Source organism: Actinokineospora baliensis (assembly GCF_016907695.1).
Taxonomy (GTDB): domain Bacteria; phylum Actinomycetota; class Actinomycetes; order Mycobacteriales; family Pseudonocardiaceae; genus Actinokineospora; species Actinokineospora baliensis.
On record NZ_JAFBCK010000001.1, the window covers coordinates 1,641,983 to 1,655,274 of the forward strand.

The window sequence follows — 13,292 nt, forward strand, 5'->3', positions numbered from 1 at the left end:
TTTATGCACGTCGGTGGCGGCGGACCGGGTCGGGCCGAGGCCGCATCCAGCCATTGCCGGTTCGTCCGTTCGGTGCGCGAAGGAGAGTCATGGGGAGTCGTTGGAAGGTGGCCGCGGCCGCTGTGTCGTTCGCCGCGGTCGCGGGGGCGCTCGCCGTCTCGCCCGCGTCGGCCGACAAGGTCACCGGCACGTTGCAGCCGACGACGGCGGAGGACACCGGCTTCGTGGTCCGGCTGGTCAAGCCGGGTGTCGCGGGGCACGAGGACCTCACCCCGTACCTGTTCCGGCTCACCCTCTCCGACGGCTCCAAGCTCGCGGTGTACTGCGTCGGCGCCGACATCGACTGGAGCTTCGAGCCCGACGTGATGTCCGAGGTCCCCTGGGGTGACTACCCGGACGCGACCTCGCCGTTCAAGGCGAACGCCAAGAAGATCAACTGGGTGCTGCACCACGGCTACCCGAACCTGTCGCTGACCCAGCTCAACGACCTCGGCCTCGACACCAACGCCGACGGCATCGAGCTCGAGGAGGCCATCTCGGCCACCCAGGCGGCGCTCTGGCACTTCAGCGACGGCGTCGACCTCGACCGCGACGAGCCGGTCCAGCGCGGCAACCACGACTCCGACAAGGACGTGCTCGCCCTCTACGACTACCTCACCGGGACCGACAACACCGGCATCGACGAGTGGGTCGTCGGCGACCTGAAGGTCTCCCCTTCGACACTGTCCGGCGAGGTCGGCACGCTGATCGGCCCGTTCAAGGTGACCACCAACGGCACCGTCACCAAGCTCGAGGACACCCTGCCCGACGGTGTCGAGGTCACCGACGCCCAGGGCAAGGTGCTGGCCGCTGGTGACATCAAGAACGGCACCGAGTTCTACGTGAAGGTGCCGCCGGGCACCGCCGCGGGCAACGGTGGGATCAAGATCTCGGGTGACTCGCCCAAGCGCGAGGTCGGCCGCCTGTTCACCGGCAAGACCGCCGCGGGCGAGGAGGCCCAGCCGCTGATCGTGGCCGGTTCGGAGACCAAGCCGCTGACCGCGGAGGCCAAGGCGGACTGGAAGGCCCGCCCGACCACCCCGCCGTCGTCGACCACCGAGACCACCCCGCCGACCACCACGGTCCCGCCGACCACGACCACCACGGTCGCCCCGATCCCGCAGCCCAGCCCGGGCCTGCCGGACACCGGCGCCTCGATCCTGGTGCCCGCGCTGGTCGGTCTCGGCCTGCTCGGTGGTGGCGCAGGCGCTCTGCTCTACGCCCGGCACCGCCGCCGCGCTGCCTAAGAGCCTGATCTGAACGACGCCCTCCCGGGTCCGCCCGGGAGGGCGTCGTCGTTTCCCGACCGCTTACCGTCAGAGGCGTGAGCAGCGACGACGTGGCGGCACCGCACTGGCTGCGGGGCCTGTTGAGCCAGCAGCCCGCGCCGATCCCCTGGAAGCGGGGGCTGCGCGCTGCCGCCTCTATAGCTGGCCCGGTCGCTGTGGGGCTCGCCTTCGGCCGCATAGACCTGGGCGTACTGGTGTCTCTAGGTGCCCTCTGCGTCGTGTTCGCGGATATAGACGGCCCCTATCCCTATAGGTTTCACCGCACCGGCTGGGCCGCCGTCGCAGGTGTCTCCGGGTACCTGGCTGGCGCGTATCTAGGCAGCTCAGGAGCCTGGTTTCTGATCCTGATCGCGGGCGTGTCTGCTCTGGTGAGCGCTATAGGCAGCAATGCCTCGATGGCTGGTCTCCAGCTGCTCGTGTTCGCGGTTCTTGGCACCGGGCAGACCGCTGACCCGTGGCTGGCAGCCCGGTGCTTCGGCCTGGGGGCCGCGGTCGCGTTGCTGCTGTCTCTCGCGGCGTGGCCGGTTCGGGGTGCTGCGCACGAGCGCGCGGCCGTTGCGGCGGTCTATGACCAGATCGCGGTCATGCTGGCCGCCTCCGGCACCGCCGCGGCCCGGCAGGCCCGCCGCGACCTGACTGACACGCTCAACGCTGCCTACGACGCGCTGTTCACCGTCCGCTCGCACCTAGCGGGCCGCGACAGGTCGTACCGGCGGCTGTTCGTGCTGCTCACCGAGACCACGCCGGTGATCGAGGCCGCGGTCGCCATGGTCAACGCCAAGCGGCAGGCACCGCCTGAGTACGTCACCTACCTCCTGGACGCCGCCTACCGAATCCGTGTCCGCGAGCCGCTGGCCGAGCCGCCGGAATTGGCCGGGGATAGTCGCGCGGTCGCCCAGCTCCACGCGGGCCTCAGGGCGGTCGCCGAGTTCCGCCGCAGCGACGGCGACACGGACCGACGCCAAGACAGCGAGCGGATCGACGTGGGCGTCCTCCTCGGTCGCCGTACCTGGATGGTCGTACTACGCCTCATGCTTTGCGTAGGGCTCGCTGTGGCAGTTGGGCGGCTCTTGGACCTAGAGCACGCGTACTGGGTAACGCTGACAGTGGCGATCGTGCTGAAGCCCGACTTCGGCTCCGTGTTCGGCAGAGCCGTCCTACGCGGCATAGGCACCGCAATAGGCGTGCTGCTTGGAGCAGGGGTGCTCGCGATCTCTCCGCCCAGTTGGGTGCTCGTGGGCTTGATGGCCCTCGCGGCGGCCGCGCTACCTGTGGGCCAGGTGCGCAACTACGGCATGTTCAGCGTCTTCGTCACGCCCCTGGTGCTCGTCCAACTCGACATAGCGCAGGCAGGCGAGTGGAGCCTGGTCGCTGCGCGGCTGCTCGACACCGTGATCGGCTGCGCCATCGTCCTCATCGCGGGCTACCTGCTCTGGCCGGGCGCCCGCCGCCCCAGGGTGGGGGAAGACCTGGCAGCGACCCTCGACACCATCGCCGAGTACCTCCACCACGCCCTGACTGGGCAGGCCGACGAGAAGTCCACCCTCCGCAGGCAGGCATACCGGGCCCTCTCAGACCTCCGCACCGCCTTTCAGCAGTCGCTGGTCGAGCCCACGGCCGCCGGTCGCGTCGCTGCTGCCTGGTGGCCGGTCATCATCGGCCTGGAGCGGCTCACCGACGCCGTCACCGAGGTCGCCGTCGCGGTCGACCGGGGCGCCGAGCCGATCGGCGAACACGACACCAGGGTCTTGGCCGCCGCGATCAGGGAGGCGGCGAAGGCGGTGCGCGGGCAGCGGTCCCCCAAGCGGCCCACGCTGCCCGACGACGACCGGCTCGAGCGGGTCGTCGGCGAGCTGACCTCGGTGAACGCCACCCTGCGCGGGCCGGCATTGGCGGGCGGCCGTCGAGCGCCGGGGGCGGAGTAGGTATCTTGATTGTTTGGCAGTGGGCACTGCTGGATCGGTTGGGTAACCTTCGAACCTGGCGTGAGGAGTAGCGATGGGCATCGACTTCAACCAGCTCAGGCAGCAGGCGGAGAGCCTGGTCGAGCAGCACGGGGACAAGATCGAGCAGGGCGTCGAGAAGGCGGGCGAGCTGGTCAAGGGCAAGTTCGGCCACGAGTCGCAGGTCGACGCCGTCGTCGACAAGATCCAGGACCTCATCCCGGACAAGCCGCAGAACCAGGGCGACCAGGCGTGAGCTCACCGACCTCGACCGAGCGGGTGGAGCACGCGGCCCGGCTGCGCAACCCCACCGTCGTCACCTGGCACGGCACCGAGCCCACCTCGCTGGAGTCGGTGCGGTTGCTGCTCGCCGACGGCCGGGTCCGCGCTTCGGGCAGGCTCATCGTGGCCGCGGACCGCTCGACCGGGGCCGAGGCGTACAGCGCCTCTTACGAAGCCGCCGTCGACCGAGGTGAGGAAGCGGGCAGGCTCCTGCTCCGCACCACCACCGCGGAGCAGGAGCGGCAGATCTCGTTGAGCCGGGCCGAGGACGGCACTTGGCTCGTCGACCACGGCAACACCTCCACGCGCGACCACTTCGGCGGCTCGGTGACGGTGCACGTGGCAGGCGCCATCACCTTCGTCACCTTGCCGATCCGGCGGCTGGGGCTGCACCGCACCCCCGGTGAGTTCGCGATCCCGGTGGTGCACGTGTCGCTGCCGGATCTGCAGGTTCGACTGGTCGACCAGACCTATAGGACGATCTCGGTCGACGAGCACGGGGCAGTCATCGCGTTCACCCAGGGCGAGTTCAGCACGGAACTCAAGGTGGACTCCGACGGCGTCGTAGTGGACTACCCGGGCGTCGCGACGCGCGTCTAGTCCGCGAGCTGGAACGACGCGTAGGCCAATGCCGGGATGGCGGTCTCGTCGGTCCCGAGCACCTTCACCTCGAAGGTGTGCCTGCCTGCCTTGAGGCCGCCGTTGGGCAGCGCGATCGTCCACCGACCCCCCACCCCCGGCCCGTCGACGATGGTGGGAATACCGGCGATCCGTTGCCCGTCCAGCCGGACCTCGACGCCCGCGGTACCCGCCAGGCGCCCGGCCACCTGTTGCCCGACGAAGCCGTCGGTGCTGACCTCGATCACCATCCGGCCGCGGGGGACGTTCGCGCCCTCTTGGATCAAGTTCCCCGCAGCGGCGAAGAAGGTGATCCCCGGCTCGGGAAGCGCGGGTTTGGGCCTGGGAAGGGGAACGTCAGTACCGCTGCCAGCCGCTGGTGACACGGCGCCATCAGGCGCGGTTAGCTCGAGAGCGACGTTGACGACAGCCGTCGCTGCTTGACCTCTATGAAGAGGCCCGCGCACCTGAAGCGGCAGGGTCTTACCGTCATCGCCTAGTACGAGTGCTTCAGGTGGGACGTCGGCGACGATCGGGTAGCGCACCCCTCGTGACATCGGCTGACCAGGGACGGCAGGTCGTGCGGGGAAGATGGCACCGCCGACCTCGATGCTGAAGGTGTCTGCGGTCGCGTCGCCGGGCCTGTTCTGCGGAACCAACACCGCGCGAACCTGCGCGCCCTTGTTCCCGCTTAGGCGAGTGCCGGTAGCCGAGGTGATCAACGTGGCCTCGGGTGGGACCACAACACGGCCCGCGTCCACGGGCGGCGGCACTACGAGAGTCGGGACAGTCGTAGGCGCTCCGATGAACCCCACCAGGCTGACCGCCGCGTAGGTGCTGCCCCGTGCGCCTACGAACCCCACGAGCGCCGTGGCCTCACGCCATGCCGGAAGAACATTGGCAGCGCCAACCAGAGAGCCGTTCTGCAGCACTTGGATGCCCGCTTCGGTGAAGACGACCTCCCAGCGGACCGAGACCCCGATCTCGGGCGGCATGGTCGACCCGACGGCGCTGCCTCTCGCATTGCGCGGTGTTCCAGGAGCGACCAGGACCCCCACATCGGTGGTCGAGTCCCCTTGGGCCGCTATCCACACCCGGATGGCACCGGGCGGAAGTGCGGGATCGTCAGCAGCGCTACCCGAGGGGTTGGGCGCCAACTTGTCGGCGGTGGGGCCACCGATCAGGTCGGCGGGTCCTGGTACCAAGTCCAGGGTCAGGATGCCGCCGAGACCGACGTGGTCGGTCTCCACGACGAACCTGCCGTACTCGCCGTTGACTGGGGTATCGCGCAGCGTGAAGAGGGGCCGCGCCCGCAGGGCCACCGGATCCGTTCCGCATTTGGCGCTGATGACCAGGCGCCGCCCGTCCTCGCCCTCGCCGCTGGTGGCTTTGCCGCAGCCGTTGGAGCTGGCCAGTTGCCACTTGGCCGGGTCCGGGACCACCCGTGAGGTGAACCGGTCGTTGAACGACCAGGGTGGGTCGTCGGTGGTCTCTTGCGGCGTACCTGTCGCCTTCGTGGGTGCGGACCTCTGGCCGTAAGAGTCGACTGCGCGGACCTCTATGTCGTAGGCCGTGTTGTTGTCCAAGCCGTCCAGTTGTATCGACGGCAGTGCCACCAACCGGGAGTACTCCATCGTCCCCATACGGCCCCACCGCACGTCGTAGCCCGCGGTGGTCTTCGTCTGATCGGACAGCCACCGGACCTTCAGCCGCTGGGGGCCCGCGCTGATGGAGATCAGCGAAGGCGGCTCGGGCTTCCCGCCAGGGGTGGGCACCACGACCCCGTCCGCCGCGAACTGCTTCACAGCGGTCTGCGGTGGTGGAACCGGAGGAGTTGTCGGCCCAGCGTCCTCCTCCGGCGGCGTGCGCAGCAGGAGGACCGCTCCCACGAGCACGGCCAAGCCCGCGGCGATGGCCGCGATCCGGCGCGCCCGGTTGGGGGGAACCGGGGCGGGCAAGGGCTCCGGGTGATCCACCGGCCCAACCTAGGCGCCCGGACCGGACTCCCAAAGGTTCGTTGCCGAGCCGATACCTCGGCCTGGCCCTCAGTCCGGCAGTACGGGCAGGTTCACCACGGCCATGTCGCCGTCGAACCCGGTCACGCGTCCGCCGCGGGTGCCGACCAGGCGCAGTTCCTCCATCGGATCCGCGCCCGCCAGGTCCACCATCGCCTGCGCCCGGCCTGCCGTGCGGTAGCCGTCGAAGGTGACCCGGCCTGCGTGGCCGGAGTGCACGGTCGCGCCCAGCGAGCCGGTTGACGCCAACGCACCCCTGGCCGCGCCGAGCCTGCCCAGGGCATCGTCGACGGCGTCCAACAGCGCGGGCCGGTTGCCCTCGCACATCGCCAGCACCAACTCGGGCCTGCTGCCCGCCACCCGGGTCCCGTCGCTGAACGAGCCAGCCGCCAGAGCCATCGCAAGAGGCCCGCCATCGGCCCCACACGCGGCCAAGACCGCTGCCATGACGTGGGGGAGGTGCGAGATCCGTGCCACCGCCGCATCGTGCTCTTGCGTCGTTGTCGGCACTACGCCCGCGCCGCAGTCCAGCGCCAGTTGGGCGGCCTCACGCCACGCGGGCAGGCTGGTTTCCTCGTCCGCAGTGACCACCCAGGCGGCATCCTCGAACAGAGCCGCTGAACTGGCCTCCCAACCCGAGACAGACTTACCTGCCATCGGGTGGCCTCCCGCGAACCTCGTCGACGGCGCGTACTTGGCGACCGCCTCGGCAACAGGGCCCTTGACGCTCACCACGTCCGTCAGCAGGCACTCCGGAGCTAGATCGCCCACCTTGCGGAGGATGCCGTCGACGGCGGGTAGGGGCACAGCGATCACCACCAAGGCGTCCTCCGCCGCGGCCCGGCGCAAGGCCGTGTCCACGTCGACGACGGTGAAGCCCTCCGCGATCGCGCTTTGCGCGTCCGCGTTCGACCCCGTCGCACCCCACACGTCCCGTCCGGCCGCCGCTGCCGCCCGCAAGACGGAACCGCCGATGAGTCCCAGCCCGACCACGCACACCGATCGCATGTAGCCGGATTGTGCCGTATGGATCACCTGTCAGCGCAGTACGTCCAAAGCGAACGCAGCGTAAGTGCTCACTCCGTGCGGTAGTGCCGACTCGTCGAAGTGGACGCGGTTGGAGTGGTTGGGCGCAGCTTCGGCCGGGTCGACCCCGGGCGGGCAGGCCCCTAGGAACGCCATCGCGCCAGGCACGCGCTGAAGCACGTAGGACCAGTCCTCGGCGCCCATAAGCGGGTTCGTCATCGGGTTGACGTGTCCGTTGCCGAGGGTGGCCCGCGCGATGTCGTGCACGCGGCCCGCGACCTCGTCGTCGTTGACGGTCACGGGGTAGCCCGCGTCGACCACGAAGCTGATCGTGCAGCCGTGGGCCGCGGCGATCTGCTCGCACACCCGCGGGATCTCGGCCAGCATCGTCGCCCGCGACGCCTCCGACAGCGCCCGCAGCGTGCCTTCCAGCTCCGCGGTCTCCGGGATGATGTTCGAGGTCGTCCCGGCGGTGATCCGCGAGATGGTCACGACCGTCGGCTCGAACACGCTGATCCGCCTGGTCACCACGGTCTGCAGGGCGCCGACCATGGCCGCTGCGGCGGGCACCGGGTCGACCGCGTCGGACGGGTTGGAGGCGTGCCCGCCCTTGCCGGTCACGGTGATGGTGAACGAGTTCGCGCTCGCCATGATCGGGCCGGGCCTGCACCGCAGCACCCCGGAGGTCTCCTTCGAGGTGATGTGCAGCGCGAGCGCCTGGTCCACCGGCCGGTCGGCCACGTCGAGCAGGCCCTCGTCGAGCATGAACTTCGCGCCGTAGTGGCCTTCCTCGCCGGGCTGGAACATGAACACGACGGTCCCGGCCAGCTGGTCGCGGCGGTCGGTGAGCAGCCGCGCGGCCGAGGCCAGCATCGCCACGTGCGTGTCGTGGCCGCAGGCGTGCATGCTGCCCTCGATCCGGGACGCGTAGTCAAGACCGGTGTCCTCTTGCAGCGGCAGTGCGTCCATGTCGCCGCGCAGCAGCACGGTCGGACCGGGCCGGGCGCCTTCAAGCACCCCGATGACGGAACCGACCTTCTCCCCGGTGTGCACGCGTAGGTCCAGATCCGCGAGAGAGCTGAGCACCGCAGCCTGCGTAAGAGGCAGTTCTAGGCCCTGCTCCGGGTTCTGGTGGAGCTGCCTGCGCAGGGCGACCGTCTTGGGCTGGAGGGCGTGCGCTGCTTCGAGGAGGCCGCTGAACCGGGGGTCGCCCGCCAGCGGTGAGGAGGCCGGAGCCTGGTTCGTCATTTCTCGATAGTGTCATCGAGGCCCGGTATGGGGGACTGCTTCTTCCGGGTGACCTCCCGGCGGAATACGGTGTGTGCATGTCGGGAGAGGAGCCGGTACCGGGCTTCGGGGTTGCGGTCGTCCGCGAGGACGGCAAGTGGCGGTGCGATCCGATGGACAGCACCGCCTTGCGCGAGCTCGATGCCGCGATCACCGAGCTGCGCAAGACCCGCTCCACCGGGGCGGTATTCGGATTGTTGGCCATCGACGACGAGTTCTTCCTCGTGCTGCGGCCCAGTCCGGGCGGGGTGGCCCTGCTGCTGTCGGACGCCGCGGCGGCGCTGGACTACGACATCGCCGCCGACGCGCTCGACGTGCTGCGGGTCGACCCGCCCGAGGACGAGGACGAGGTGTGGCCGGAGGGGTCGCTCGACATCCTCGCCGACCTCGGCCTGCCTGCCCCGGAGCTGCAGGTGATCATCGATGAGATCGACCTGTACCCGGACGAGCAGTTGCAGATGATCGCCCAGCGCTGCGGGTTCGCCGCGGAGTTGACCAAGCACCTGGACACCATCCTGCAGTGAACACCGGCGCTGACCTGGACGAACTGGTCCGCGCCGCGCTGGTGGCGGCCCGCGCGGCCCCGGCGAGCGGCGACGTCCCGATCGGTGCCGTCGTCTTCGGCCCCGACGGCGCGCCGCTGGCCGCGGCGTGCAACGCCCGCGAGGCGCTCGGCGATCCGACCGCGCACGCCGAGGTGCTGGCCCTGCGCGCGGCCGCTGCCGCGCACGGCGACGGCTGGCGGCTGACCGGCTGCACGCTGGCGGTCACCGTCGAGCCGTGCACCATGTGCGCCGGGGCGGCCGTGCTGGCCAGGGTCGAGCGCGTCGTGTTCGGTGCGTGGGAGCCGAAGACCGGCGCTGTTGGCTCATTGTGGGATGTTGTGCGGGACCGCAGGCTGACCCACCGGCCGCAGGTGGTCGGTGGGGTTCTCGAAGCCGAGTGCGCGGCGCTCATCGCGGAGTTCTTCGCCACCCGGCGTTAATAGTGATGTGAGTCACAATGATGTGGATTCACCCGTCTCGGCGGACACCCCAGTGGTGTCGGCGAACGGAGGAATGGCGATGAGCGTGTTCGACAAGGCCAAGGACAAGGCCGAGCAGGTGGTCGGCGAGGTCAAGGAGAAGCTCGGCCACGCGACCGGCAACCGCGACCTGGAGGCGTCCGGCAAGGCGGACCAGGTGAGCGGTGAGGCCAAGGAGGCGGGGCACACGCTCCGCGACAAGGTCGCCGGTGCGGTCCACGACGCCAAGGACCGTCTGGACAACCGGCGCTGACCTCCTGATCACGGGCCCGCCTCCTATCCCCCGGGAGGCGGGCCCGCACTCGTTAGGGAACCCGATCGTCGCAGGGCCGACGGGGTCTGTAGTCTCTTCTGCGGTGGCGTGTCCGAGCGGCCGAAGGAGCGCGCCTCGAAAGCGCGTGACGGTTCACCCCGTCCGTGGGTTCAAATCCCACCGCCACCGCCAAGCTCTCAGAGGGTCGGACAGCCACTGTCCGACCCTCTTGGCTTTTCAGCACAGGCGCCGATCGGCCTTGGCGGGTTTGTGGCCCTGCCGTTCGATACCCGAGAGGTGGTCGGCGAAAGCCCGATCCCACCCCGCGCTGTCGGCGAGGAAGTCGTCCACCGCGTCAGCCAGCTCCCGGCACAGGGCGGGGCTGCCGTCGCGCATGGCGATGCCGTAGCGCTCGTCGTTCATCGGGAAGCCGAACTGGTCGTTGGCCCACGTGGCCGACTCCACCTTGGGGCCCGCGTTCTTCGCGTAGGCGCTCGCGCTGTACGCGCTCAGGATGCTCTGGTCGGTGACCATGCCGGTGACGGCGAGGTCGTTCGGGTTGTTGAACCGGTCGAAGCACTCCCGCTGGGTCGCGCGCACCGGGGTCTCGTCGCTGCTGGGCACCGCGGACCTGCGGAGGTACTCCTCGGCCGTGGTCCCGACGGAGGCGCACAGGAACTTGACCGTCCCGCGTTCGACGTTCACCGACAGCAGGTCCTTGATCTTGGACCGGTTGAACATCACGCCGGAGACGTCGAGGAAGTACGGCCCGGCGAAGTCCAGCACGTCGCTGCGGGACGCGGTGCCGTTCTCAGAGCTCTTGCCGTCCATCGAGTAGTTCGCGATGACCAGGTCGACCTTCCCGCTGACCAACCAGGGTTCGCGCTGACCGGGGTCGAGGAACACCGGCTCCCAGGTGAAGCCGTACCGGTCAGCGAGGTAGTCGGCCAGGGCGACGTCGAAGCCGGACGGCCGCTCGTAGGCGCCCTTCTCCTTGTCCCACTTGCCGAAGCTCCACCCGGGCAGCCTGCCGTTGAACCCGATCTTGACGGTCTTGGGCAGGGACATCAGCGCCGGGTTGACGAACCGGTCGGCCACCACCGTGGCCGTGGCCGCGACAACGGCGGCGGCGCTGAGGGAGAGCAGTCGAACGCGGAGCCGACGGTCGGCCATCAGACCTTCTTCCCGGTTGTCGAGCTGTGCGCGACGCGTTGCGCGGTGGCGCTGAGCGCCCCGATCGCCGCGCCAGCGATGATGGCGTGCGGCAGGTACCAGCTCGACCACCACAACGCCACGCTTGCGGCCAGCGCGGCGACCAGGCCGGTCGAGATCGCCCACCAGTCCGGCTGCCGCCGCCGGGCCAAGGTGATGGGGACCTGGCTGGTCCGGCTGCCATCGAGGTCTTTCAATACGCGTGACGCCTCGCTGCTGACCAACTTGCTGTCGTCGCTTAGCGCCTTGGTCAGCTCGGCGCGACTCGCCGCTTGCACGGCAGGGCTTCCGGTCCTATAGATGGGGCCGAGTTCGCGGATCCCTCGCGCCCGCACGGTGTAGTTCTCGCTCTCAAGGTCCTCCTGGACCTGTTCGGGCAGCGACCAAGTGGCGTTGTTCGCGCGGTTCCGCACCAATGCGAGGTGTTCGATGCTGTCGGTCATGTGCTGGTGCGGCGACGGGAGGTGGTTGTCGATGAGGGTCTTACGCAAGTGGGGGAAGACCTTCGGCAGCGACAGCATCTCTCCCTGCCCCTCTATGCCGTTCGACAGCAACTCCAGCAGGGTCCCGGTGAACGCGGTGTTCCGCTCGTTGCTGTGCAAGGCGACTGCGCGGTAGTTCTTACCGACCGCCGTGAGTGTGTAGGCGCCCTTCACGCTAAGAAGATGTTCGGCCTGCCCGCCCAGCGACTCTCGCAAGGCCCGCCCTGCGAAGCAGGTGTCAACGATGACGATCGTGTTGTCCGCAGTGCTCTGGCGGACCGTCTCACGGACATCGTCGTAAGACAGGGCGTCTTGCCACCACCGCCGCTTCGACGTGTCAGTGCCTGGGAGATAGATGAACAGGTTGTTCGCGTCCGGGTCCCTAGGCAGCGCATGCGCCGCTATATAGACAAGCAGGACGTCTTGGGCTTGGTCGACGGCTTCGTCGAGCCGCTCGAGGATCCGCGCGCTGTTGGACTCGTCGACCAGTTGGGCGCAGTGCTCGCGGCGGAACCCGCCGTTGTTCTCGTCGACGAGCACGTCGACCAGGTCGGCGATGTTGTGGCCGATCACCGGCAGCTGGCCACCCGCGTTGGGGTCGGTGTACTTCGTGGTTCCGATGAGGACGGCGCGGGATAACTCAGGATCGGGTAGGCGCATCGTCATCCCCGAAGAAGCTCGCGTCCACGCCGTCCACCGCGGGTGGTTCCGGCTCGCCCACGAAGAACCGGACGAGGTCCCCGGCATCAGTGGTCCGCTGGACCCTGAGCTTGCGGACCCTCCCCGACGGGTCCTCGACGGTCAGCTCCAGATCCGAGTGGCGCTGCCGGTGCCGTTCGGTCAGGAAGCGCAGGACGGAGTCGGCGACCACGGGCGCGGCGGCGATGGCCGCGGCGATGACGAGCTCAGCACCGAGGGTGCCTTCCTGGACTGGACCTGGGCGGATCCGCACCCTGCCCCGGAGGTCCTCCTCGTTGCTCAGCCACCGCCACAGGTCCGCGGTGTCCCCCTCCGCTGTGACAAGCAGGTGCACTCCCACTCCTCTCCGTTGTTGGAGATGTCGGGTCCGCTCGTCGGCTGTTACGTTCGACACAGGGTCTCACGAAGATCGTTGCCGGTGTTCCCGCCACGGTGCGGTCCTGGCGTCGCAGGGCGGTCCTGGCGTCGCGGTGCGGTCCCGGCGTCCCGGTGCGGTAGAACTGCCGGACACGGGGTCGAGGAGGTCGGTGGTGAGCAGGCAGGCGGGGCAGGTGCTCGCGGGGAACCTGCGCGCGCTGCGCGAGCTGGGCGGGTTCTCCCTCTCGGAGCTGGCCAGGCGGTCCGGGATCGCCAAGGGGACGCTCTCGCAGTTGGAGTCGGGGACCGGTAATCCGACCATCGAGACAGTGTTCAGTCTGTCGAACGCTCTTGGGGTGCCGGTGTCCAGCCTGCTGACCGCGCCCGCCGAGGCGGAGGTCGTGCTGGTGCGCGGCGCCGAGGTCGACGTGCTGTCCGGGACGGCTGTCGACCTGCGGATGATGCGCAGGCTGGACCTGACCGACACCGTCATCGAGGTCTACGACCAGCGGGTCCGGCCGGGGGAGACCCAGTACTCGGCTGGCCATCCCGGCCGGGAACACGTGCTGGTGAGCGAAGGTGTGCTGCGCGTGGGTCCGCCGACCGAGCCCTACGAGGTGGGTCCGGGCGACTACGTGTGCTTCTCGGCGGCCGGGCCGCACGTGTACTCGGCGGTCGACGGTCCTGTCGTGTCCGTGCTGCTGCTCGAGTACCCCTCCAACGGGGATCGTCCCGCGATCGGGGTACATGGGGATTGACCGCCCCG

The 13,292-nt window shown here is 69.4% G+C and carries 14 protein-coding genes and 1 tRNA gene; 9 read left to right on the top strand and 6 right to left on the bottom strand.

Annotated elements, in window-relative coordinates:
• The first annotated feature begins 89 nt into the window (after window positions 1-89).
• The 4 genes from JOD54_RS07755 (at window position 90) to JOD54_RS07770 (ending at window position 4,153) form a co-directional block, all read left to right on the top strand.
• Window positions 90-1,286, top strand: coding sequence for a thioester domain-containing protein (locus tag JOD54_RS07755; RefSeq protein ID WP_204449878.1), 1,197 nt, complete (start codon window positions 90-92; stop codon window positions 1,284-1,286).
• A gap of 77 nt (window positions 1,287-1,363) precedes the next feature.
• A complete protein-coding gene (locus tag JOD54_RS07760) occupies window positions 1,364-3,253 on the top strand; it encodes an FUSC family protein (RefSeq protein ID WP_204449879.1) in 1,890 nt (629 codons plus the stop codon).
• Between the two features lie 73 nt (window positions 3,254-3,326).
• On the top strand, window positions 3,327-3,527 hold the full coding sequence (locus JOD54_RS07765) for an antitoxin (RefSeq protein ID WP_204449880.1): 201 nt from the start codon (window positions 3,327-3,329) through the stop codon (window positions 3,525-3,527).
• Window positions 3,524-4,153 carry a putative glycolipid-binding domain-containing protein gene (locus JOD54_RS07770; protein ID WP_204449881.1) on the top strand — a complete coding sequence of 210 codons (630 nt, stop codon included), beginning with the start codon at window positions 3,524-3,526 and terminating at the stop codon, window positions 4,151-4,153. Before JOD54_RS07765 ends, JOD54_RS07770 begins: the two co-directional genes overlap by 4 nt.
• On the opposite strand, the gene JOD54_RS07775 is transcribed toward JOD54_RS07770, so the two are convergent.
• The 3 genes from JOD54_RS07775 to JOD54_RS07785 all read right to left on the bottom strand — a co-directional run bounded on the left by JOD54_RS07775 (window position 4,150) and on the right by JOD54_RS07785 (window position 8,460).
• Window positions 4,150-6,147: a fibronectin type III domain-containing protein gene (locus tag JOD54_RS07775; RefSeq protein WP_204449882.1), complete on the bottom strand. Its 1,998-nt coding sequence runs from the start codon at window positions 6,145-6,147 to the stop codon at window positions 4,150-4,152. The genes JOD54_RS07770 and JOD54_RS07775 overlap by 4 nt on opposite strands.
• Window positions 6,148-6,216: 69 nt before the next feature.
• Window positions 6,217-7,194, bottom strand: coding sequence for a prephenate dehydrogenase (locus JOD54_RS07780; protein ID WP_204449883.1), 978 nt, complete (start codon window positions 7,192-7,194; stop codon window positions 6,217-6,219).
• Window positions 7,195-7,224: 30 nt separating this feature from the next.
• Window positions 7,225-8,460 carry a M20 metallopeptidase family protein gene (locus JOD54_RS07785; protein WP_204449884.1) on the bottom strand — a complete coding sequence of 412 codons (1,236 nt, stop codon included), beginning with the start codon at window positions 8,458-8,460 and terminating at the stop codon, window positions 7,225-7,227.
• 77 nt (window positions 8,461-8,537) lie between these two features.
• Here JOD54_RS07785 and JOD54_RS07790 point away from each other — a divergent pair, with 77 nt between their 5' ends.
• The 4 genes from JOD54_RS07790 to JOD54_RS07805 all read left to right on the top strand — a co-directional run bounded on the left by JOD54_RS07790 (window position 8,538) and on the right by JOD54_RS07805 (window position 9,968).
• Window positions 8,538-9,023 carry a tRNA adenosine deaminase-associated protein gene (locus tag JOD54_RS07790; RefSeq protein ID WP_204449885.1) on the top strand — a complete coding sequence of 162 codons (486 nt, stop codon included), beginning with the start codon at window positions 8,538-8,540 and terminating at the stop codon, window positions 9,021-9,023.
• Window positions 9,020-9,484 carry a nucleoside deaminase gene (locus JOD54_RS07795; protein WP_204449886.1) on the top strand — a complete coding sequence of 155 codons (465 nt, stop codon included), beginning with the start codon at window positions 9,020-9,022 and terminating at the stop codon, window positions 9,482-9,484. The genes JOD54_RS07790 and JOD54_RS07795 overlap by 4 nt, the downstream gene beginning before the upstream one ends.
• A 79-nt stretch (window positions 9,485-9,563) precedes the next feature.
• Window positions 9,564-9,776 carry a CsbD family protein gene (locus tag JOD54_RS07800; RefSeq protein WP_204449887.1) on the top strand — a complete coding sequence of 71 codons (213 nt, stop codon included), beginning with the start codon at window positions 9,564-9,566 and terminating at the stop codon, window positions 9,774-9,776.
• A gap of 102 nt (window positions 9,777-9,878) precedes the next feature.
• Window positions 9,879-9,968: transfer RNA gene (locus JOD54_RS07805), tRNA-Ser, on the top strand.
• Window positions 9,969-10,013: 45 nt separating this feature from the next.
• Here the strand turns inward: JOD54_RS07805 and JOD54_RS07810 are convergent.
• The 3 genes from JOD54_RS07810 to JOD54_RS07820 are packed head-to-tail and all read right to left on the bottom strand — an operon-like array spanning window position 10,014 to window position 12,503.
• Complete coding sequence (locus JOD54_RS07810) at window positions 10,014-10,949, bottom strand: transporter substrate-binding domain-containing protein (RefSeq protein WP_204449888.1); 936 nt, start codon at window positions 10,947-10,949, stop codon at window positions 10,014-10,016.
• Window positions 10,949-12,130, bottom strand: a complete 1,182-nt coding sequence (locus JOD54_RS07815; protein ID WP_204449889.1) for a caspase, EACC1-associated type — start codon at window positions 12,128-12,130, stop codon at window positions 10,949-10,951. The genes JOD54_RS07810 and JOD54_RS07815 overlap by 1 nt, the downstream gene beginning before the upstream one ends.
• Complete coding sequence (locus tag JOD54_RS07820; RefSeq protein ID WP_307859877.1) at window positions 12,111-12,503, bottom strand: effector-associated constant component EACC1; 393 nt, start codon at window positions 12,501-12,503, stop codon at window positions 12,111-12,113. Before JOD54_RS07820 ends, JOD54_RS07815 begins: the two co-directional genes overlap by 20 nt.
• A 193-nt stretch (window positions 12,504-12,696) precedes the next feature.
• Between JOD54_RS07820 and JOD54_RS07825 the strand changes: the two genes are divergently transcribed.
• Window positions 12,697-13,284: a helix-turn-helix domain-containing protein gene (locus JOD54_RS07825; protein WP_307859878.1), complete on the top strand. Its 588-nt coding sequence runs from the start codon at window positions 12,697-12,699 to the stop codon at window positions 13,282-13,284.
• Window positions 13,285-13,292 lie beyond the last annotated feature (8 nt).

What these genes read in the sequence shown, in the direction of transcription:
- JOD54_RS07755 (WP_204449878.1), top strand. Translation starts at nt 90, where the DNA reads ATGGGGAGTCGTTGGAAGGTGGCCGCGGCCGCTGTGTCGTTCGCCGCG.
- JOD54_RS07765 (WP_204449880.1), top strand. Translation starts at nt 3,327, where the DNA reads ATGGGCATCGACTTCAACCAGCTCAGGCAGCAGGCGGAGAGCCTGGTC.
- JOD54_RS07780 (WP_204449883.1), bottom strand. Translation starts at nt 7,194, where the DNA reads ATGCGATCGGTGTGCGTGGTCGGGCTGGGACTCATCGGCGGTTCCGTC.
- JOD54_RS07785 (WP_204449884.1), bottom strand. Translation starts at nt 8,460, where the DNA reads ATGACGAACCAGGCTCCGGCCTCCTCACCGCTGGCGGGCGACCCCCGG.
- JOD54_RS07790 (WP_204449885.1), top strand. Translation starts at nt 8,538, where the DNA reads ATGTCGGGAGAGGAGCCGGTACCGGGCTTCGGGGTTGCGGTCGTCCGC.
- JOD54_RS07800 (WP_204449887.1), top strand. Translation starts at nt 9,564, where the DNA reads ATGAGCGTGTTCGACAAGGCCAAGGACAAGGCCGAGCAGGTGGTCGGC.
- JOD54_RS07810 (WP_204449888.1), bottom strand. Translation starts at nt 10,949, where the DNA reads ATGGCCGACCGTCGGCTCCGCGTTCGACTGCTCTCCCTCAGCGCCGCC.
- JOD54_RS07815 (WP_204449889.1), bottom strand. Translation starts at nt 12,130, where the DNA reads ATGCGCCTACCCGATCCTGAGTTATCCCGCGCCGTCCTCATCGGAACC.